Here is a 20,857-nt window from a genome sequence, read left to right as displayed (position 1 = left end):
CTTCTATTTTCTAATTTCTAACTTCTAATTTCTCTCATCTAACTTCTAATAAAAAAGAAAAAGGCTGTCGATATTTTCCATATTTGGCGTAAAGATCTTCTGCTCTTGACATACCTTTTTTCTCTTCTTTTGAAACAATTAACATTGAGTTATCTGCGATCCCGGAAAGATTCAAACTTTCAACTTCCGGTTTAACAGACCGGCGCTCTACCATTGAGCTACGAAATCTTTTTTGATGTGAATGGTGAATTGTCAATCCGCTACTGTCAATTTTTAAATTCACTTGCGAAGCAAATTCGCCATTCACTTATCATCTTTTGTAATTTCGGAAGGACTCGAACCTTCAGCCTCCGGTGTATCAGACCGACGCTCTAACCAATTGAGCTACGAAATCTTTTTTGATGTGAATGGTGAATTGTCAATCCGCTACTGTCAATTTTTAAATTCACTTGCGAAGCAAACTCACAATTTACCATTCACTTTTTTAGTCTGGAAAGCAAGATTCGAACTTGCGACCTCCCGCGTCCAAGACGGGTAAACAACCACCGTTATCTTTCCAGTTTTCAGGTTCCGTTTCCATTTTTTCCGGGAGACAGCCGGAATAAAACGTTTCATAAACCTTGCGGTCTATGCGGGAATCGAATCCGCAGTGCCCAAGAGACAGTCGGGCAGGTTAGCCTTTACCTCAATAGACCTTTTGTGACCTCGACAGGATTTGAACCTGTACCCTACGGTTTAGAAAACCGATACTCTATCCAATTAATTGAGTTACGAGACCATTGTAATCCCAGAAAGACTTGAACTTTCAACCCCCGGTTTAAAAGACCGGTGCTCTAACCCATTGAGCTATGAGATTGTTTTTTAATGTGAATGGTGAATTGTCAATTTGCTTTGCGTGTCAATTTAAATTCACAATTAACTATTGACCATTTCACATTTAACAAGATTCATCATTAACCATTCACATGTGTTGGGTATCTTCGGGGATCGAACCCTGTTCTCCGGTTCCACAGACCGGCGCTTTACCAGATAAGCTAAAGAAACCATAAAAAAAGCACCTCTTTTCGGGAGGTGCTGTATATATTCTGACGTAAGAGATCATTAGCTGACCCACGTATATAAGCACCTTTTAATTATAAATTCACTATCGAGAATGATACATGCATATCCTTTCGGCTCCTGTCCGTGTAATCTCGAATATTGATTAGATATGTTATGTAATTGTTTCATTATATTCCTGTTATTTAAAAAGTTTTTGAATCCTGAAAACCTGCTGCTTTCAATTTTCGGTTGCAAAGTAAGTATGAAATTTTTTAACTCACAAATTTATTTTTCAATTAAATATTTGACAATCAATTAGTTGCGTGTTATTTTTAGCATAAAGAATAACCGTCCGCAATATCCTGCGGATCTCTTAAATACCTAAATGACTGTCTCTCATCGGGTTACTTATCACTCTTATTTATTGTATTAAATGTTCATTGTTAATTAAAAATTTTTTGTTTTTATGGTTATTTTTTTTCATTCTAAATAATTTATGGCCTAAAACACAAGAAACGCCTCGAGTTATCGAGGCGTTTCTGCGGTATTTTGTTTAAATTTTTACGGGTTTATTGTAAATAATTTTCAAAGCAAGCACATTTCGCCTCATTCCATATCATCCATTCGTATCCGAATAATCCTTTTATTGAAGGGCTATCGCATAGATTTACATTGATATGTGCTCTTTGTATTGTCATAATTTTTCTGGCGCAAAGATATGAAAAATTGTTTTTCAGCAAGGAAATTACTCCTTCTGTCCGCTGGAAGGAGGGATAAAACCGAGTTGGCTTCGAGGACCTCAGCCACCTCAATTTTGCCGGCAGAACATAATTTTGTTTAAATTTTTAATCTTTAAATTATTAAAATCTTTAATGCTACAATCTTAATTCCTCAACATTTTGTTCCTTCCTGTTTTAAACCTCGAAATATCCTTCAATATCACACTGTCATCAGGATTGAAATATTTGAGCTCGTTAATGATCTCTGAACGGGTACCTACTTTTTCTGCAATAATTTCATAGGCGATAGTTCGGGTTACATCCTGCAATTTGGTATCTTTTTTAAATTCATGCTTCATGGCTTCAAGGTAAATCATCTTTTTGTAGGAAGGTGTTTTCTGATAAAGATTCTGAATTTCAGTTTCGAGTTTTTTGATGTCATAAACATTGGCAAAATAATTATTAAGGCAATTGAATGCATCTTTATCTTCATTCCAACCCTTCAATAGCACTTTTTGAGCTTCTTCAGGCAGCTCCATTTTCTTGCTGTATATCAAAGAAGCTTTTACCATCTGGCTGTTGGCCGTATAGTCGTCTGCCACCATCTGATAGTAGCTGTGGGCATTATTAAGATCATTCAGTTCTTTGTAAAGATCTCCTACTTTCTCTTTCTGTTGCATTTCTTTATACAGATCGATAGCTTTTTTGTACTGCTTTGCTTTTTCGTAACAGGATGCCGCTTCTGACTTATTGTTTAGTTTTTTTAGATAGACTGCGGCCGCCTCATTGTAAAAGCCCCCATTTTCCAGTGTTTTTGCACCCCTAAAATTATCCTGAAGAAGATTCATATATACTTTTGCTGCCTTTTTATAGTCCTTTTCAGCGATATATTTTTCGGCAAGTTCTTCGTATTTATTTCTGATCCTATCAAATAAGGAGGTTTCCAGGTAAAAATTCCCGCCTCCGGAACCTCTTCGTCCAGAGTTTTGTTGGTTTTGTTCTTTATCTTTTAGAGCAGTGATCACAATCATGATTATAAAAGCTATGACCAGGAAAATCACCAACGTTCCCACCACACTCCAAAAACTTTCGTGAAATAACTGTGCTGCAATACCAATGATCTTAAACACCGCCAGGATCATAAATGCAATCAGGAATTTGTCTATAAATTTCTGCTTATTCATCATCTTCAGGGTTTAAAATGGTTTTATCTTCGTTAAACAGGCGGTAAAGAAGAAGGATGACACAGATCACCAGAATCCATACAAACCAGTTGTACCCAAACATCTTTATCAAGGGATAGAATAGATAAACCAGCATGGAAACAAGAACAGCAGACAGAATCAGCTTTACCCATAAAGGCACATTATCTCCGCCAAGGTTCAGCGACTTCCTTCTGAAGATGAAAGAATAGATTCCTACAGCTCCAAACATGAAAATCACAAGATACAGGATATCTGAAACTTTTGTTTTTTCAGGTAAACTGCTGTCCCCGGACTCAAGCTGCCCTATTTTTGAATCTTTAACAGGAGTAGGTGGAAGATCCATTATATCAAGTGTTCCGTACAGTTTTCCAAGAGAATCCGCTACGAGTGCCTGTTTTTTCTTTAAAACAAATTTTACCACTTCGCCATTAACCGGCTTTCCCTTACTGTATTGTTTGAGGGAATCTGAAATGCTGCGTTTCATAGTGGCTTCCTGCTGAACCAGATGTTTCGTTATTTTTTTTGAATAAATAATTTTCAGGGAGTCCCTGCTGCTCTGTTCTCTGGCATTGAGCTTTTCAATATCATTTCCAACCTCTCCAAGGTTTCTGCCACCTGATTTTTTATACTGCTCCCTTTCGTTTTTGTCTTTTGACATGGCAGCACCAGCCGCAACATATTCACTGGAAAGCTTTTTTCTTGTTTTTCCGTAAATAGAGTCAATTTTCATGTCAATATCCGTCACACCTGACTGATAAGCGATCATATCTGCCTGTGCTTTTTCAGCTCCGTTCATGATCTTACCGGATGAAACCAGAAAATCCTCTTTCACGGTTCTGTCTTTATCTGAAGGCATAAAAATTCTGAAGATTATAGCCATCACGACAACGCCCCAGAATATCCAGCGGAAATTCCGGCTTCCTGTTGTTTCTTTTTTACCGCCCGAATCTCCGAACAGAGCACTCAGCCAGCTGTCTCCGAAAGTGAATTTTCCAAAGCCGTCACCACGGGAAGTCCCCATAATATCTAAAGGCACGCCCAGTTCTACAGCTCGGTCAGGATACTTTTCTATATATTTTAAATATTTTTCAATTTCTTTTTTATTTCCTGCCATCACTTTTTTGAGATCAAAAGGCAGGTTTTTCATCCACTCTTCTTCATTTCTTGGCTGCTGAAGGGCTGCCAGAACTTTTTCATCATCCATCTCAACAGCAAAGCTTTCGATATATTGAGGGGTTTTCACCCCATTGGATGGTTTTCTCACCCTGCCTTCTGTTATTTCAGGTTCCTTCAACACAGAGAGCCAGTCTATTTCTTCTGAGAGCTTCACTAGACCAAAGTCGGGATGCATAACGACATACCGTGAACCGACAGACTGCCAGTCTTCCGGATTGATCCTTGGATAAAATATGGTATTTTCAGGAATAAAAAGTCTGTCATCTACACACTGGAAATAAGCATTTCTCCCGATTTCCTGTGGAGCTTCATCATAAAATATAAGCAGGCATCCGTATAAAACATTAGGCTGATCTGCCGGAATAGCATAGGATTTTACTTTATTGAGATCTATTCCCAATACTTCCATTTCATAAAGCCATACGCGAGGCGACGGGTCTTTGATCAAAAGCCCTTTTTTAGGATAGTTGTTTTTCGGAAAAGGTTTTATTCTAAGCTCCATAATCCAGGATCTGATCAATAAACGCTGTTAAATATTGAGCATACATTTCTTCCATAGTCTTCACTTTCAGCAGGGTCTGTTTCGGAAGGTAATATTCCGAACCTCCATACTCTGTATTGGTTGCTAAGGCCAAAAATCCATACTCCGTGGAAGGAATATAAAATGTAGGAATACCGGTATTGCTGCTTTTAAAAGTAAGCATTCCGCGGGAATCCGTAATGATCTCGCTGCCATCCTGAAATGTAAACTTATTTTTGTTCTGCTCTGCAGGGATTTTAACCGTAAATCTGTTTTTATAAAGGTTTAATGAGTTGTCATACAGCCTGCACAGTTCATTTCCGGAAATGACAAGATTATTATTCTCATTGATTCCTATTTTATTGAAGTTACTGATTATTTTCATGCCGCTTCGATTCAGTTTGGCAACTTCTGTTTCTGCTTTTGCTATATTTTTATCTATTTCACTATCATCGTTAAATATGGATTCCACAGAGATATTTCCTTCTAAACCAATCTTATAACAGGAAGAATTCATAGGCTGATGAAGGTAAAAGTTCCTTCCGAAATAGATCAGATGGTATGAACTGGGGATATTGAGCCCGGTAACATTCTGTTCGGAATATTCTTTTGTGTTGAGATTCAGTTTTGAAATAAGTTTTTTATCCGGCTGATACTGACATAAAATAAAATGCTGCTGTTTGTTTTTAGCGAGAGCAAACTCGCCTCTTGGTTTCACAGAAATATCTTCTATTAAAACTTCGCATCCATGATAGATTTTGTAGTAATCATAGGAATTCCGGTCGTAGTAATTATCAGAAAGATAAGTTTTCAACAGCTGTTTTTTTGAACTTAAAATATAAAATTCGCCTTCATAAAGAAACTGGGCAATTTTATTGGATGGAGTCGGAAACAGGATCGGATAGTTCTGCGGCAGATCTGTTTTTTTACCGTTAACATTATGAACCTTTTGCTTGCGCTGTGGCAGATTGGCCCATAATTCCTGAAGCGGAAGCTTTATCTTCTGAATATGTTTGCGCGCTCCTTTATGATGTTTATAAAAATTCAGTTCGCCATCTGAAGATGTTGTGATCAGGAATTTCAGCCTGTCCCTGTTTTCGTGGATCACTTTCCTTGTCTTTTCATCAGCAAGGTTTTCCTGGTGAGTAATGAAGAAAACTTCAAGCTCTTTTTCTGTATGCTCTTCATTAAAAAATTTCCCAAGTGCTTCTGAAACATCCAGAATGGGGCTGACCAGATTCAGGGCTTCGATAACATCTTCCGGTTTATCAAGAGAAACCGGTATACCTGCCTGCCCCAAGGCAAAAACCTTACACTCCGAATGGGCTTTCGGATGCCTGATCACCGCAATAGCCGATGCAAAAGCCAATACTTTAGGTGTTCCCCAGTTTTTCAGGGAAGTATCAATTAAAATAATACGTTCAAAAATATTTTCTTCCGGTGGAATTTCTCTCTGGATATACAGAGCTTCGTTATTGGCCACACGGTTCATGAAAACCTCATCATCATTGGCAAATTCAGAAAGAAGCATTCTGTGGAGGTCACCTTTATTGGCCATATCTGAGATCCCTCCAATGGGCTGCTCCCCGGGAGAAAGGTGACGCATAGGAATTCTCAGTCCGCTCCAAATCCTTTTGATCAGGCTTCCTACCTGAAATGTTTTGGGCTCCTCGATTAATTGTTGAATAAAATCTTTATCGGTTTCTACAGTTGTCTCTTCCTCTACGACTTCGTCATCCAGTTCAGGTTCATCTATGTGATCCCGCATGGCATCAACAATAGACTGGGTTGTCGGAAATTTTTCATTCAGGAGATTGAGTGTACTCAAGTCCCTGTTAATGGCTGACGGTCCGGCATACTTTTTCCCTGCACTGGCTGCCAGCATATGGGGTCTTTTGTAGTAGGTGGTCAGAATCATTTCTGCCTTTCCGGGAGCTGTCCTGTTGTGGGAATCCTGGAAAATTGTCTGGAGTAGTACAATTCTGTTTTGTCCCTGTTTATAGATTTTATTTAATGATTTCAACTTTTCAAGGAACTCAATACTCTTTTCAGCAGTAAAATCAAAATTTCCAATGCTGTGAAAATTGGCTGTATGATTCAAAGGGCCTGCAAAATCGGTATAACCGTCCTGCATCGCATACAAAACCATCAACAAGGCTCCAAACGGAGGCCATCCCTGTGGCTGAAGTTCTTTCAGGATCTCCATGACGTAAGGCCTGTAGGCTATAGCCCCAACACCGGGAATGGAGATGAGGTTATAATCATGGTATCCGGAATCTCCGGCGATATCCTCGTCGGTTACCCACTCCCAAAAGTAGTTTTCGTATGACTGGAAATATTCGGTTAAATCCATTCTTTCGTTTTTTCAGTAAGACGGAATGAACTTACGGACAATGGGCGGAAGTTTTCTTTTTTAAGGGAAAGATAAGTACCGTCTTCATTCCATAATAACCATTTGTCTGACTCTTTATTATATTGCTGCTGTAAAAGAGAACTCAAATTTTTAAATTCAAAGTCAAAACCTGCAGGCAGAAGGTGGCTATCTCTGGTCCAATATGTTTTTCCGGGCAAACTCAGCAACGGTGTTCCCAGGAACAATGCTTTATCATCAATAACTGTCCATTCAAGCTTTTCCAGCTTAAATTTCGGCAGTAAAGGAATACTTTCTTTTATTTCCTCAATTATACTTAATAAAGCCATGACAGCATGTTCTTCATTACCCGGTTTTAATCTCACCTCCACTTTTTCACCGATTCCGAAATAATTATTGTTCGAAGCCGGAAAAGTAAGGCGTAAAGCTTTATCTATAGGTGACCAAAGTAAGGCCGTTCTCATTTTTTTACTTGGTACCAGTGCCTCTTTTTTGAACAAAAGTCCATCGCGCAATTCGTACAATATGAAATTAGGCAGCTGCTGGATATCTGAGGAGATAGCCTGTTCCTCAGTGAAGCCTTTCAGCCAAACCGTCTCGTCATCTATTGCAATCTGTACATTTTTCCAGTCCCGGATAGCACCCAGAAAATCTTCATCGGCCCGGGGAATTTCTGCCCAAAATTCTTTTACACCGTTTGAAGGATCTTCTGCCATAAGCTTTCAATTTCTTGCTGGATATATTGCTTCTGCTCCGGATTTCTGATCCAGTCGCAACGGGTCTGCAGGTATCTCAATTTATCTTTGATCACGTTCTGTTCTTCAAAACTCAACGTTCCGCTGTTCCATTTTTCCACGAGGATTTTTACGTCCTTCATCACTTCCTCCGGATTAGGAGTTTTGTTCTGCATCGCCTGTGGATGGGATTTCGGGTTATTGTCTTTTTCAATGGTTCTGTTGATTATGCCTTCCAGAATCTCAATCTGTTCTTCTGTATCCCAGATATGCTTCAGTACCCAAAGATCGGAGAGCACAGCTTCATTTCTTCCACAGATCAGGGCGCTTGCCGCGATCAAGTTCTGAAGTTTTACGGCTCTACGGTCGGAAATGGTAATTCCTGTATTTCTCAGGCTGATAATTGTATTTAAATAAACTTCGTAGATGGGCCTCAGATCTATGGTTTTGCACAGATTCTGAAGTTCTCTGATTTCATCTGCCTGAATTTCAGGAATATTGGCCTCTGTTTGGTTTTCCAGCTTTCTTCCGGCCAGAAGTACCTGCTGAAGCAGTTCAGGATTTACGTAATCAACATTAATTCTAACCAGAAAACGGTCAAATAATGCATTCAGAGATTCATCTTCCGGAAGAACATTACTGGCCCCAACGAACATCAGGGCCGGCAGATGTTTTGTTTCTTTTCCTCTTTTAAATATTTTTTCATTCAAAGCGGTCAGCAGTGAATTCAGGATTGCAGAATTGGCATTGAAGATTTCATCGAGAAAAACCAATGAAGCTTCGGGCATCATGCCTTCGGTATTGGTGAGAAGTTCTCCTTCTTTTAATTTACGGATATCAAAAGGTCCGAAAATTTCGTTCGGTTCTGTAAATCTGGTTAATAAATATTCAAAGTTTTTTCCATCTTTTACTGTTTTCGACAGTGTTCTTACGATAGCGGATTTTGCGGTACCCGGAGGTCCGTACAGAAATGCATTTTCTTTGGCCAGAAGGCATATTCCCAAAAGGTCTACAACATCATTTTTTCCTACGAAAGTATCTTTTACGTAGTTGAGAACGGTATTAAGTTTTGTAATATTTTGTATCATTAATTTTCTTTGGTTATTATTTTTAATTCTCTCCAGTACGTATCTTTATACAGCCCAAAATCAGCCAACAGGAGTTGATTAATATATGGGATTTCTGCAAGAGCATAGGCTTTCTTCTCAACAATCCTTTCGAGATATAATTTCCTGTAGATTTTGTCTTTCAGCTCTTTTTCCCAATTGACTTTTTCCAGATCAAGATGATATCCAATTCCGGAATAATGAAACTGTGTAAGAATATCTTCCAGAATTTTAACCAAAGGATCATGAGGATCAGCAGTTTGCATTAAAGTTATGATCTGGGGAAGAAATCTTAGTGACAGATCTGCAGACAAAATAGAGGAAGTATCGGGTGTTATTTTCAGTTTTGGGATCAGCTTATCCAGATCTTTTGCCGTGTTTTCACGGATGAGGTAGAGCTGTGCACTGTAATACAGGACTTTCGCGGCCCAAACTGCAACTTCTTTATGGCAATGGATTTCTGTAGATAAAAATTCCAGTCTTTCTTTTTCAAATTCTGTTTCAAAATAATCACCGGCTTCCTGTTCTTCTTTTTTCGAAATTTCATGCAAATTTGAAAAAACGGTAATGCAGCCGCTTTTCCGAAGCAGAAAAATAGTATCTAAAAATGGTGATTTGGTTTCCGTCATCTAACAAAAATAAAACTATTTTGCAGAGAATAAAATTTTTTATGTGAGTGATTGGCAGCTAAATAATCTTTATGATAAATAATTCACAAAATGCCTATTAATTATGACTTAGATATTTGATGTTGTATTTTTACTCTCGCAGATTTAGCAGGTGGCTCTGATATTTTGCTCCTGTGAAGACCTCTTTTCAGATTACAAATCAATCTGTTATTTCTATAATATTATTTTCAGGATCCAGAATAACACTTTCATAATAGCCGTCGCCTGTTGTACGTGGCTCTCCGGCTATAGTGTAACCGTCTTTTCTTAAAATTTCTGTCAGTTCATCCACTTTTTCTTTGCTGCCTGTCGAGAACGCCAAATGAATGATCCCATATTGCTGGACATCATAAGAATTGTTGCTTTCCTGAATATCCGGTCTGGTCATGATCTCGAGACGGCAGCCATTGTCAAAGCTTAAAAAATAAGACTGAAACTGTTTTAGAGAATTGTGATATTTTTCATTGGAAACGGCTCCAAAATATTTCTGATAGAATTCTCTGATCTTTTCCAGATCTTTTACCCAAAAAGCAACATGCTCAATTTTCATTATGATTATCTTTTACTTTGCTAAAGTAAGGAGGAGATTCCTCAAATACTTCTTCTGTATTATTCTTTTTTGAAACTGTATTGGCAATACTAAATATTAAGCTTCTGATTAAGCCTCATAGGTTTTGGAAATCTATGAGGTTTGTTCGGAAAAGCTTTTTCCTTTTTTAACCACCCCGTCAGATCTTCGATCTGCCACCCCTCCGGAGGAGGGGAATTTGTACTTAGAAAACTTAGGGTATTGAAATACAAACGTTGAAATGTTACAATCTAAAAGTTGTTATCTTTGTCGCTTCAAAATAACATTATGAGTATTCACATCAGTGCAAAAAAAGGAGAAATTGCCAAAGTAGTATTGCAGCCGGGGGATCCGCTTCGTGCACAATATATTGCTGAAAATTATTTGGAAAATGCTAAGCTGGTCAGCAAAACAAGAGGAATCTTTTATTATACCGGTCTTTATAAAGGTAAGGAAATCACTGTAGGCGCCAGCGGAATGGGCTTTCCGAGCATCGGGATCTATTCTTTTGAATTATTTACGGAATATGAAGTAGATACCATCATCAGGATCGGAACATGTGGAGCCTATACAACAGACCTTAAGCTTTTTGATATTTTAAATATTGAAAATGCAGCGAGTGAAAGTACGTATGCAAAATATGCCTGGGAAATTGAAGATGAGATACTTCCTCATCAGGGAAATATCTTCGGAACGATCAATGAAACCGCTCAGGAGCTTTCTTTAGCAACCAAAGCGATCAATGTACACAGCAGCGATATTTTCTACAGAAAAGACCCAAATGTTCCTGCTATTGCTACTAAGTACAACTGTCCGGCCGTAGAAATGGAAGCTTTCGGATTATTCGCGAATGCCCAACATTTAGGAAAAAATGCAGCTACGATTCTTACGGTAACCGATATTATTCCTACCCACGAAAAGATTTCTGCTGATGAGAGAGAAAAAGCCCTTAAACCAATGATGGAGCTGGCTCTGGAATCAGCGATAAAAAGTCTTTAATAGAAAAGAAGTTAAGCTGCTGTTTCGCAGTTTCGCCATAAAAAAAGAGCTTTACCTGATGAGTAGAGCTCTTTTTTATAGTTTGAAAAAATTTCTGGCGGTTTCCGTAGTTTCATGTGCGACTTCTGAAATACTTATCTTCTTTAGGTGTGCGATTGTCTGTGCTACATATGGCAGGAAGGAAGGTTCATTCCGGCGGTTCTGCATTCTCGGCATATTTTTCGGCAGCATGAACGGGGCATCAGTTTCTATCATCATGCGATCTATCGGTGTATATTTTATTACTTCTTCCAGCTGTTTAAATCTTTTGCCATCACTTATAGCTCCGGTAAATCCCAGATAAAATCCTTTATCCAGATAGATTTTAGCTTCCTCCAGCGTTCCTGTGAAACAATGGACAACAGCTTCCGGCAAGTTGGTAAGGTATTCATCTGTAATTTCATTAAATCTTTTAAAAGCTGATCTTTCATGAAGGAAAAGAGGCTTACGAACCTCAACGGCCAATTCCAGCTGGGCTCTGTAGCATTTTTCCTGAATAGGTCTTGGAGAAAAATCCCGGTCAAAATCCAGTCCGCACTCTCCTACCGATACCACATGATTCAATTTCAAAAGGTTCCGAAGTTCCCGGATACTCTCCTGGTTAAAGGATTTGGCATCGTGGGGATGAATTCCTGCTGTAGAAAATAAAATCCCGGGATATTCTTCTGCGATTTCAGCAGATTCTTTGCTTCCGCGTACGCTAGTCCCGGTGAGGATCATTTGTTCCACTCCATTATCCAGGGCGCGGTTAACAATTTCTTCGTGTTCATTATAGAACTGTTTATTGGTCAGGTTAATGCCAATATCAATGTATGTATTCATTTGTTTTTGTTTTGTATAAAGGACAGATAAGATTGATTTGTATTGATAAATTTTTGATCTGAAACTTTATCAATACAAAATTATCTGCACAGTACGCAATCTTTTTACGCAAGTAAAGTTTTATACGCTATTCATTGATAAATTTTTCCAGGAAACCGATTAACTGTTTTCCTCCGTGGCTCCATCGGATCCCGTGACCTTCTTTTTCCCTGGCTTCAAAAACAAGTTCATGTTTGTAATGATAGAAAACATTCCACCAGGTTCTGTTGTCCAGAATATAGCTGATCTTTTCCATGACTTTTTCCTGTTTCTGCAGATTATTCCCTTTGATCTCGCCCCAAAACTCATCATCCATTCTTCCGATATGTTTTTCCCAGGCTCTCTGCGCAATGGTAATTTCGCTGTTAAAAGGTTTCCGGCAGGCTTCAAGCAAAGTATCTTTCAAAGGTGGAACAGCATTTTCATCACGAACGCTGGCAGAAGTCAGGCGCTGTCCCAAAATATTCAGCCAGTGTTCAAAAGGTATTTTTTCAAGATGAGCTGCTTTTACCTCATCTGTATCCTTGTTTTGAAATATATTGATAAAAAGCTCAAAACTTTCTTTTCTGTCTGTTTTAATTTCTTCATTAAAATATGGCTGCTCCCATTCCAGACTCTTGTTCTGAAATTTCACGATATTATTTTCCATAGTTTGTAGATGCTCTCTGGCAAGAACAGCCCGATATTTTTCTTTCCAGGGATCTGAAATTAATGAAATACAGGATTTAAACATATCCATTTACAGATATTTTATAAGATTGATAACAGAATAAAGATTTTCTACAAAGCTCTGAATTACATCAATTCCTTCCACCATTTTTTCCAGGTTATTTCTCCCAGCTGATCGAGATCTGTTTTTTCTCCAATCATAGGAAGTGTCACAGGGATACTGTTTTCTTCTGCATATTTTGAAACAAGTTCCAATGGCTCAAACCAGGGATGCTGAGCTAATTTAAATTTAGAATTATGGACAGGAATAAAGTTTTTAGCTTTCAACTCCTGTACTTCTTTGATAATCTGCTCCGGAAGGCTGTGAATGTAAGGCCATTTTTCATTGTATTGGCCGCATTCCATAACCGCAAGATCAAACGGTCCGTACTTCTCCCCGATCTCTTTAAAGTGATCTCCGTAACCGCTGTCACCGCCTAAGAACAATTTTTTAGATGGAGTCTGTAAAACAAAGGAAGTCCACAGTGAGATATTCCGGTTCAGGAGTCTTCCCGAGAAATGTCTTGCAGGAGTCAGTGTAATGGTGAAGCCACCTTCCAGATAAATGCTGTCCCACCAGTTTTTCTCAATAATTTTTTCTGAATCCCAGCCCCAGTACTCGAAATGCTGCCCTGTCCCCAGTCCGCATATCACCTGACCTACTTTGTCTTTAAGCGTCTGAACAGTGGAATAATCCAGGTGATCCCAATGATCATGGGAAATCAGGAGAAAGTCTATATCCGGCATATCTTCCGGTTTGTAATGATCTGATCCGGGGAAGGCCTTTAGGGAACCCGGCATTGGTGAAGCGTTGCCACTGAAGACAGGATCTACAAGGAATTTTTTGCCATCGATCTGGATAAAGTAAGAGCTGTGCCCGAACCATACGAGAACATTTTCTTCCGGTTTAAGGTTTTTCAGATCTGTGATCACAAAGGGAAGAGATGATTTCGGGCTTGTATTCTCAACTTTGCATAGGGCCTGCAGGAGTAATTTGGTCATGCTTTCTCCTTCCAGTAATGCAGGTGTGGGAAGTATATTCTGAAATTTTCCGTTGGTATAGTTGGTCAGCGTACTGAAATAGGTTTTTCTTTTTTCGTTGGGAAACTGCCCCATTTGTTTCTTTAAATTCATTATCACTGTTTTTATGCTCTGAATCCTGATCATTAAGATGTATCAGATGAATAAATATAAGAATAGATTTCTTATTTATATGAATCAACGAATAAAGGGAGCGTTTTACTTTATATGATCTAATATCTTCTGCACATAGTTCTGTAACTTTTGATATGAAACAGTAAATGGATCAGCCCCAACACTTCTTATGGAGTATAATTTTCAATAAAAACAACAGTATCGGTGAATTTTTTATTTATTTCCCCAATGTGATGTAACAAATGTCCTGCAATAACTGTCTTATTGGTGAAATATCACTTTGAATGAAAATAATTATATCTTCAGCTGCATTATTAATCGGTTCTTTAACATTTGCACAAGTAAAAAATGACACCATCAAGGAGAAGGAAAACCAGATTGAAGGGGTTACATTAACGGCCAGAAAACCTACTGTAGAATCCAAGGTGGACAGAACGGTGTTTAATGTGTCCAACAGCTCTATCCTTGCAGGAAATACAACCTGGGATGTCCTTAGAATGACCCCTTTGGTGAGCATTGACAATAACGATGCCATAAAAGCGGAGGGCGAATCGGTGACGGTTTACATCAACGATAGAAAATCTGTTTTTACTGGGAAGGAATTAAAGGAATATCTGAAAACCATTCCTGCAGATAATCTGATGAAAATTGAGGTGATCACAAGCCCGTCATCCCGTTATGAAACAGCCGGATCGGTCATCAATATTGTACTGAAAAAGAGAGATGATGAAGGAATGAAGGGCAGCGTAACCTTCAATAACAGGCAGAATACTAAAAATTCTCAGTATACGAATCTTAATCTTAATTACCACAAGAAAAATTTCACGCAGACTCTTGTCGGAAGTTACAGCGACAATACCTGGGCACAAAAGAGCCTATACATCAACTCTTTATACAAGGATAATGATGTTACCCAAACCAACAATGAAAACATAAGCAGAAATAAAAGTCCTTCCCTTTCCTCAACCTCTGAATATGAACTGAATGATAAAAATAATATAGGACTTATCCTTGAATATTATCAAAGCAAAAGTTCCACAACCTCGGATTCTGACTTCATACGGTCGAAAAATGATGTGCTGTTTGATTCTTATCATCAGGAGCAGGATGCAACAGGGCGCTACCGAACGCTGGGAACAAATCTTTTTTATAAGTATTATGATAAAGAGAAAAACAGGATATTGGATGTCAATTTAGGGTCCAATTACAATTCTCAGGAAAATACAAATTGGTTTTTAAAAACATCCAATATAACACCGGCTGTGAGCTTGTTAGGCCTGGATTCTCATGAACAGACCCGAAACTATTATCTAAAAGTAGATTATACGCAACCGCTTGGAAAGGGCGGAAGCTTTGAAGTGGGTGGAAAAATGGATTTCAATAACAATGTGATCCCCAATAATGTATCCGGAAACAATGCAGATAATCTCCCTTCGAACGATGTTTTCCACTATGAGGATAATATCAATTCCCTGTATGTGAACTACAGCAAAACTTTTTTCGAGAAGCTGGAAACAAGAGTGGGAGTCCGTTATGAACATATCGATTATAAAATGAGACAGGATGTAGCCGGTACGGAAAGAAAAGATTCTTACAGTACTCTTCTTCCCAATCTATTGGTGAAATATTCTTTTTCGGATAAATATGATCTGAGTCTTACTTATAACCGTAATCTCTGGCGTCCGTGGTATTCGGAATTTAATCCTTTTCTTGTCCCTACCAATGACGGAACGTACTCACGTGGAAATATGGACCTGGAGCCTAACCCCAGTCACAGGCTCTATATGAAATTCGGGATCCTGAAAAAGTATTTTCTTTCGGCCAGATATATGTACACTGACAGGGATTACTGGACATCTATTGCAGAGGAAAATGGAAGAACGGTTAGCCTGCCTGCCAATTTCAACGGAAAGGTGCAGAAGTATTATCTGTTTGCGAATACCAACCAGACTTTCCTGAAAAATAAAATGAATGTGAATGTAGGAGTTGGATGGTATTATATCGACAATCATGATTTCAACGAAGTCAATGATCTGAAGGGTAAAAATTATATAAGCTATCTGGGTGCTTCAGCTAATCTGTCGTACACCAACCTGTTTGACAAAAACATTAACCTAAGTGCATGGGTAGAGCTTTCCAACCAGAACAACGGAAATTCCTATGCGAATAAAACGAATATTTTCCACAATATCTCTGCCACCAAAATATTCCCTAAAACGCAGATGGAAGTAAGCCTTCAGCTGATGAATATTTTCAGCAGACCGAATTTTGATTCCACCACCTTCAGCCAGGTCGGAACCACCAGAAGTTCTACCAGATCCGACTGGTATGGATTTTCACTTACTTTTGTGAAACGTTTCGGAAATCAGAAAGTAAAGGGAAATACGAAGACGGATGTAGAGAAAAACAGCGGCGGCGGAAAATAAAAATAAAAAATAAGTGCCGGCAGAGACTGTTTGCAAACGAAATAAACAAGCAAAAATAATAGCTAAAAAAGACACTTGCATTGATGTAAGTGTCTTTTTATTCTATATGAAGAGTAAATTCTTAGTTCAGGATTTCATTCATTTGTGTTAAAATAATGGGTTTTCCATCCGTAACCACAATGGTATGTTCGTGCTGTGCCATATACCCTCCTTTGTTCCCTACCATGGTCCAACCGTCATTGAGCTCTACAGCAAGGTTTGAAGATGTTGAAATAAATGTCTCTATGGCCACCACAGAGTTCTTTTTGAACCGTCTGGAATCGAAACGGTTTTTATAATTAAACAGCTCATCAGGCTGCTCGTGTAAGCTTTTCCCAACACCATGCCCGGCAAGATTCTTAATCACTTTAAAACCTCTTTTCTTAGCTTCAGTTTCCATGAGAAATCCAATATCAGCTATTTTCACACCTCCTTTTATAGAATTGATGGCTTTTTGTAAAATATCTTTGGAAGCATCTACCAGTTTTTGGTGGGAATTAATATCTTTTCCAATAACAAAAGAACCTCCGTTATCTGCCCAATATCCGTTAAGTTCTGCTGAAACATCAATATTAATCAGATCTCCTTCTTTTAAAATCCGTTGATCAGTCGGAATACCATGACAAAATTCATTATCCACACTGATACAGGTCCAACCAGGAAAACCATACGTTAAATAAGGAGCTGATTTTGCACCAAAATCTGAAAGGATCTTCGCCCCGTATTCATCAATTTCTTTTGTCGTCATACCGGGTTGGGCATAATTAATCATTTCTTTTAAGGTATAGGCTACAGCTTCACTCACTTTCTGCATTCCTGCCAATTCATGTTCATTCGTTATTGACATTGTTGTTTCTTTTGGTTATATGGATTTTTTTTCACGAGTTTAATACCGTTTGAAAACGACAAAGTTAAGGATTTGAAATATTATTTACCTCGCCTATAAGTTCATAATTTCCACCACAGAACCAAAACAAATATTCATAATAAAAACTTATTGAAATTGAAACCCAATAAAAAACCGTCTCAACTTTCATGTGAGACGGCTTCCTGTAAAGATATCAACAAATATATTTAATTAATAGGCATAAAAAGGAATGCCCTCTGCTACATAATTAATTGGAGTTCCGGGATAAGTAGAATAATAGTGATCTCTTTCACTTCCGCTATAGAACTGATAAATAGGTTTTTTTGAACTGTCCATTGTTGCATAAAATGCAATTCCTTCATAGGTATATTGGTTAGGCGTTCCAGAATGAGTAGAATAATAGTGGTCTCTTTCACTTCCACTGTAGAACTGATAAACCGGAACGGTATTCGGAGCTTTATAAGTATATGCTTTAAACTGCTCGCCTTCAGCCTGATAATTATAAGGTGTCCCAGGAGAAGTTGCTAGGTAATGATCTCTGTCGCCAGGACTATAAAAACCGTAGACCGGAACAGGAATATAATCTAAGAAAACTTTATTATCAATCAAATATTGATTGACATATGCCTGAAGCTGAGCTTTTTTAACCGGATCTTTTACTAAATCATAAATAAATACCAGTCCATTATTTCCAAAATCTACCAAAACAGCATTATTTACAGTAGAACTGTTTTGCCAGTTGGCGATATTGATTTTAGGATTGGATTGGTCCAGGTTCAATTCACCGATCAGGCCTTTTGAAGGATCTCCCCCTCTTGTTCTATATGATAATTTTCTGGAGAAGTTTTTGTGTGATTCCGCTGTATTTACATCGTTCTCTACATTGACATCAAAAATACCTTTCATTCCGACTTTCACACCGATTCTGGCTGCACGGTCACGGGATTCATTAGTTGTTTCAGATTGGAATATAACATCCATTTTAGCACCCGTATAAATGTCTACCGTTACGTGTGTACCATAATCCTGGACAATTTGCTGAGGTGTTTTTGTCTGTAAATCCTGCGTAAATTCAGGAGTCAGGTAGTCTCCCAACATATCTGTTGTTGCATTGAATCTCAATCTTCTTTGCTTGATTAAAAGATTGTAACTTCCATAAATATATTTTGCATCAAACTTATTGGTGTTAGTCACTGCAGAATTAAAGCCCACTGAAAGTGTTTTCTTAAATAATGGGATACCAGCCGTTACATCTACTTTGGTCGACACCATTTTAGAATAGGTTTCGGCATTTTCACCATACTCTTCAACATACTCTTGTGAAAGTGTATTTTCAGCAACCAATCTGGGACCTTGCTCAGCCTTGAATCTGTCAATATCAATTACTTTAAAACCTGCTGCACTCGCATTTGCATATTCACCCGCGGCATTATAACCATGTCCCAGAACATCATACTGCCCGTCACCTGCAAATTTTCCGGCGGCTATACGACTCTCTTTTCCAAGGTTCTCAGATGTCACTTCAGTGTTCAACTCTTCCGAAGAACATGAAGCCATGAAAAGCAACAGCAATGTGCTGAAGCAAAGTAAAATTTGTTTTTTCATAGTTATTAAAATTTTCAACAAAAGTAATATTCAACACATGGTGAAAAAAGTAAAACAATATGATATATATCACTAATTAGGGATTTTAATAACTCATGAGAAGAGCCCATGTAAATGATAGATAGAAACAGTCTAAATTTAATCGGTACCATTTCTATATCTCCAACATTTAGAGTGTGTTTAAATTTTAAGCAGGTTCTAAATGTTTTTAAAAATTTGATATATATTTATCTAAAATTTATACATGTTAGAAAATTTCGAATTCTATCTTTTTTTGGTTCTGCTTATCACCATGCTTATTATGCTGGCGAAAAAAATTAAGGTCGCCTATCCTGTTTTGCTTGTGTTGGCGGGGCTTTTAATAAGTTTTATTCCGGGCGTACCACCCATAAAAATAGAACCGGAATTAATATTTATCATTTTTTTACCGCCCTTATTGTATGAAGCAGCCTGGTCAACTTCATGGAAAGAACTTTGGCGGTGGCGGAGAATTATTTTCAGCTTTGCTTTTGTCGTTGTGTTTTTCACCGCGTTATCGGTTGCCGTCTTCGCCAATTATTTTATTCCGGGATTTTCTTTAGCTCTAGGCTTTTTATTGGGCGGAATTGTTTCTCCACCCGATGCAGTAAGTGCCGGTGCGATTTTAAAGTTTGTAAAAGTACCCAAAAGACTAGCTTCCATTCTAGAGGGCGAAAGTTTACTGAATGATGCTTCTTCTTTAATTATTTTCCGCTTTGCAATGATTGCCGCAGCAACCGGACAGTTTGTATGGCATGAAGCAGCAGGAAGTTTTGTTTGGATGTGCATTGGCGGTGTAGGAATAGGACTTATCATCGCATATATTTTTCTGAAAATGCACAAGATTTTCCCCACCGATTCAAACACTGATATTTTACTGACTTTTATTGCGCCCTTTTCGATGTATCTGGCAGCAGAGCAGCTTCACGCCTCCGGAGTTCTGGCGGTGGTAAGTGGCGGCTTATTCCTCTCTTACCGCAGTCACGATTTTTTGAGCAGTGCCTCCAGAATACGCACCGTAACAGTTTGGGAAAGTTTTTGTTTTTTGCTGAATGGAATTGTTTTCATGCTCATCGGCTTAGATCTGCCCGAGATTGTTTCCGGTTTAGGTGACACCGATATTTATACGGCAATTGGTTATGGAGTTGCGGTTACCGCAGTTCTGGTTATTGTAAGAATTTTTGCCGGCTATGCAGCGGTGGTTACGACCTTAATTATGAGAAATTTCATCACCGTTGCAGATGCACAATCTCCTGGCTGGAAAACGCCCATGATCATTGGCTGGACGGGAATGAGAGGTGTAGTTTCTTTAGCAGCAGCACTTTCAATTCCCCTGACTTTAGATGACGGGGCGCCCTTTCCACAAAGAAATCTGATTCTTTTCATCACATTTGTCGTGATTCTTTTAACATTGCTTGTTCAGGGACTCACACTTCCTTTTTTATTAAAAAAATTCCCACCTATAGACCGTGATTTTGTGAGAAGTGAAAAGGAAATCGATTATGAAATTCAGAACAGCCTTGCTCAAGTGGCCGTTGATAAAATCCGTAGTGATTATGCTCACAAAATAGAAAGCTTCCCGGCATTAAAAGATCAATTACAGAAATACGAAAAACAACTGAGCAGTTCAGAAATCATCATTAATTACAATGAATACCGGAATATTTATATTGATATTCTCGAAACTCAAAGAATCTGGCTTATTAATAAAAACCGCGAAGAACTTTTGTTGGATGAAGAAATCATCAGAAAACATCTTCGTTTACTTGATCTTCAGGAGGAAAGATTGAATATGAAAAGTTAGAATATAATAAAAACCGCAATACTTTTATTAGAGTATTGCGGTTTATTATTGTGGTCCCACCTGAACCAGAACAATAGAATACACAATAATTGACATTCACAGCAAATATCATAAAATATACCTTAAATACTATAAATAAACATTTTAAAAGGATTTACAAATATTGTATATAATTTTAATAAATTGAATTGAATTTCAAAACGGTTGGGAAATGGTTGGGAATTTTT

15 protein-coding genes and 6 tRNA genes are annotated in these 20,857 nt (G+C 38.2%); 3 read left to right on the top strand and 18 right to left on the bottom strand.

All coding sequences use genetic code 11. From position 1 onward, the window contains the following. Nucleotides 1-156 precede the first annotated feature (156 nt). From DRF61_RS16660 to DRF61_RS16600, 13 genes are all read right to left on the bottom strand, one after another. A tRNA-Asn gene (locus DRF61_RS16660) sits at nt 157-228 on the bottom strand. A 92-nt stretch (nt 229-320) separates the two neighbouring features. Further along, nucleotides 321-394: transfer RNA gene (locus DRF61_RS16655), tRNA-Ile, on the bottom strand. Between the two features lie 94 nt (nt 395-488). Then, nucleotides 489-560 (bottom strand) — tRNA-Pro (locus DRF61_RS22675). Between the two features lie 140 nt (nt 561-700). Next, nucleotides 701-778 (bottom strand) — tRNA-Arg (locus tag DRF61_RS16650). A gap of 4 nt (nt 779-782) precedes the next feature. Next, nucleotides 783-856: transfer RNA gene (locus tag DRF61_RS16645), tRNA-Lys, on the bottom strand. A 116-nt stretch (nt 857-972) separates the two neighbouring features. Beyond that, a tRNA-His gene (locus DRF61_RS16640) sits at nt 973-1,045 on the bottom strand. A gap of 879 nt (nt 1,046-1,924) precedes the next feature. After that, nucleotides 1,925-2,947: a soluble NSF attachment family protein gene (locus DRF61_RS16630; RefSeq protein ID WP_223558375.1), complete on the bottom strand. Its 1,023-nt coding sequence runs from the start codon at nt 2,945-2,947 to the stop codon at nt 1,925-1,927. After that, complete coding sequence (locus DRF61_RS16625; protein WP_111959091.1) at nt 2,937-4,643, bottom strand: APC family permease; 1,707 nt, start codon at nt 4,641-4,643, stop codon at nt 2,937-2,939. Before DRF61_RS16625 ends, DRF61_RS16630 begins: the two co-directional genes overlap by 11 nt. Next, nucleotides 4,633-7,014 carry a hypothetical protein gene (locus tag DRF61_RS16620; protein ID WP_111959090.1) on the bottom strand — a complete coding sequence of 794 codons (2,382 nt, stop codon included), beginning with the start codon at nt 7,012-7,014 and terminating at the stop codon, nt 4,633-4,635. The genes DRF61_RS16625 and DRF61_RS16620 overlap by 11 nt, the downstream gene beginning before the upstream one ends. Further along, nucleotides 7,005-7,748: a hypothetical protein gene (locus DRF61_RS16615; RefSeq protein WP_111959089.1), complete on the bottom strand. Its 744-nt coding sequence runs from the start codon at nt 7,746-7,748 to the stop codon at nt 7,005-7,007. Before DRF61_RS16615 ends, DRF61_RS16620 begins: the two co-directional genes overlap by 10 nt. Continuing rightward, nucleotides 7,721-8,854 (bottom strand): AAA family ATPase, encoded by a 1,134-nt coding sequence (locus DRF61_RS16610; RefSeq protein ID WP_111959088.1) that lies wholly within the window; start codon nt 8,852-8,854, stop codon nt 7,721-7,723. Before DRF61_RS16610 ends, DRF61_RS16615 begins: the two co-directional genes overlap by 28 nt. Next, nucleotides 8,854-9,501 (bottom strand): hypothetical protein, encoded by a 648-nt coding sequence (locus tag DRF61_RS16605; RefSeq protein WP_111959087.1) that lies wholly within the window; start codon nt 9,499-9,501, stop codon nt 8,854-8,856. The genes DRF61_RS16610 and DRF61_RS16605 overlap by 1 nt, the downstream gene beginning before the upstream one ends. Before the next feature lie 199 nt (nt 9,502-9,700). Next, entirely contained in the window at nt 9,701-10,090 is a 390-nt protein-coding gene (locus DRF61_RS16600) for a VOC family protein (protein WP_111959086.1), read from the bottom strand. A gap of 306 nt (nt 10,091-10,396) precedes the next feature. Here DRF61_RS16600 and deoD point away from each other — a divergent pair, with 306 nt between their 5' ends. Beyond that, complete coding sequence (deoD, locus tag DRF61_RS16595) at nt 10,397-11,107, top strand: purine-nucleoside phosphorylase (protein WP_111959085.1); 711 nt, start codon at nt 10,397-10,399, stop codon at nt 11,105-11,107. A 75-nt stretch (nt 11,108-11,182) separates the two neighbouring features. Here the strand turns inward: deoD and DRF61_RS16590 are convergent, their stop codons facing one another. The 3 genes from DRF61_RS16590 to DRF61_RS16580 all read right to left on the bottom strand — a co-directional run bounded on the left by DRF61_RS16590 (nt 11,183) and on the right by DRF61_RS16580 (nt 13,849). Then, nucleotides 11,183-11,968, bottom strand: a complete 786-nt coding sequence (locus DRF61_RS16590; protein ID WP_111959084.1) for a TatD family hydrolase — start codon at nt 11,966-11,968, stop codon at nt 11,183-11,185. A 127-nt stretch (nt 11,969-12,095) separates the two neighbouring features. After that, nucleotides 12,096-12,746, bottom strand: coding sequence for a hypothetical protein (locus tag DRF61_RS16585; protein WP_111959083.1), 651 nt, complete (start codon nt 12,744-12,746; stop codon nt 12,096-12,098). A gap of 56 nt (nt 12,747-12,802) precedes the next feature. After that, nucleotides 12,803-13,849 carry an MBL fold metallo-hydrolase gene (locus DRF61_RS16580; protein ID WP_111959295.1) on the bottom strand — a complete coding sequence of 349 codons (1,047 nt, stop codon included), beginning with the start codon at nt 13,847-13,849 and terminating at the stop codon, nt 12,803-12,805. Between the two features lie 305 nt (nt 13,850-14,154). On the opposite strand from DRF61_RS16580, the gene DRF61_RS16575 reads away from it, so the two are divergent. Beyond that, nucleotides 14,155-16,296, top strand: a complete 2,142-nt coding sequence (locus tag DRF61_RS16575) for an outer membrane beta-barrel protein (RefSeq protein ID WP_111959082.1) — start codon at nt 14,155-14,157, stop codon at nt 16,294-16,296. 121 nt (nt 16,297-16,417) lie between these two features. Here the strand turns inward: DRF61_RS16575 and map are convergent, their stop codons facing one another. Beyond that, nucleotides 16,418-17,182: a type I methionyl aminopeptidase gene (map, locus tag DRF61_RS16570; RefSeq protein ID WP_111959080.1), complete on the bottom strand. Its 765-nt coding sequence runs from the start codon at nt 17,180-17,182 to the stop codon at nt 16,418-16,420. A gap of 231 nt (nt 17,183-17,413) precedes the next feature. Continuing rightward, nucleotides 17,414-18,808 carry an MAC/perforin domain-containing protein gene (locus DRF61_RS16565; protein ID WP_111959078.1) on the bottom strand — a complete coding sequence of 465 codons (1,395 nt, stop codon included), beginning with the start codon at nt 18,806-18,808 and terminating at the stop codon, nt 17,414-17,416. Between the two features lie 244 nt (nt 18,809-19,052). On the opposite strand from DRF61_RS16565, the gene DRF61_RS16560 reads away from it, so the two are divergent. Beyond that, nucleotides 19,053-20,630, top strand: a complete 1,578-nt coding sequence (locus tag DRF61_RS16560) for a Na+/H+ antiporter (RefSeq protein ID WP_111959076.1) — start codon at nt 19,053-19,055, stop codon at nt 20,628-20,630. The last annotated feature ends 227 nt before the right edge of the window (nt 20,631-20,857 follow it).

Source organism: Chryseobacterium lathyri (genome assembly GCF_003290185.1).
Lineage (GTDB): Bacteria > Bacteroidota > Bacteroidia > Flavobacteriales > Weeksellaceae > Chryseobacterium > Chryseobacterium lathyri.
Note: the sequence above shows the minus strand (reverse complement) of the source record. Positions and strands in the feature narration are given on the sequence as shown.

Excerpts from the sequence above, each read along its gene's own strand:
- DRF61_RS16630 (WP_223558375.1), bottom strand. The coding sequence starts at position 2,947 with ATGATGAATAAGCAGAAATTTATAGACAAATTCCTGATTGCATTTATG.
- DRF61_RS16625 (WP_111959091.1), bottom strand. The coding sequence starts at position 4,643 with ATGGAGCTTAGAATAAAACCTTTTCCGAAAAACAACTATCCTAAAAAA.
- DRF61_RS16620 (WP_111959090.1), bottom strand. The coding sequence starts at position 7,014 with ATGGATTTAACCGAATATTTCCAGTCATACGAAAACTACTTTTGGGAG.
- DRF61_RS16615 (WP_111959089.1), bottom strand. The coding sequence starts at position 7,748 with ATGGCAGAAGATCCTTCAAACGGTGTAAAAGAATTTTGGGCAGAAATT.
- DRF61_RS16610 (WP_111959088.1), bottom strand. The coding sequence starts at position 8,854 with ATGATACAAAATATTACAAAACTTAATACCGTTCTCAACTACGTAAAA.
- DRF61_RS16605 (WP_111959087.1), bottom strand. The coding sequence starts at position 9,501 with ATGACGGAAACCAAATCACCATTTTTAGATACTATTTTTCTGCTTCGG.
- DRF61_RS16600 (WP_111959086.1), bottom strand. The coding sequence starts at position 10,090 with ATGAAAATTGAGCATGTTGCTTTTTGGGTAAAAGATCTGGAAAAGATC.
- deoD (WP_111959085.1), top strand. The coding sequence starts at position 10,397 with ATGAGTATTCACATCAGTGCAAAAAAAGGAGAAATTGCCAAAGTAGTA.
- DRF61_RS16590 (WP_111959084.1), bottom strand. The coding sequence starts at position 11,968 with ATGAATACATACATTGATATTGGCATTAACCTGACCAATAAACAGTTC.
- DRF61_RS16585 (WP_111959083.1), bottom strand. The coding sequence starts at position 12,746 with ATGGATATGTTTAAATCCTGTATTTCATTAATTTCAGATCCCTGGAAA.
- DRF61_RS16580 (WP_111959295.1), bottom strand. The coding sequence starts at position 13,849 with ATGAATTTAAAGAAACAAATGGGGCAGTTTCCCAACGAAAAAAGAAAA.
- DRF61_RS16575 (WP_111959082.1), top strand. The coding sequence starts at position 14,155 with ATGAAAATAATTATATCTTCAGCTGCATTATTAATCGGTTCTTTAACA.
- map (WP_111959080.1), bottom strand. The coding sequence starts at position 17,182 with ATGTCAATAACGAATGAACATGAATTGGCAGGAATGCAGAAAGTGAGT.
- DRF61_RS16565 (WP_111959078.1), bottom strand. The coding sequence starts at position 18,808 with ATGAAAAAACAAATTTTACTTTGCTTCAGCACATTGCTGTTGCTTTTC.
- DRF61_RS16560 (WP_111959076.1), top strand. The coding sequence starts at position 19,053 with ATGTTAGAAAATTTCGAATTCTATCTTTTTTTGGTTCTGCTTATCACC.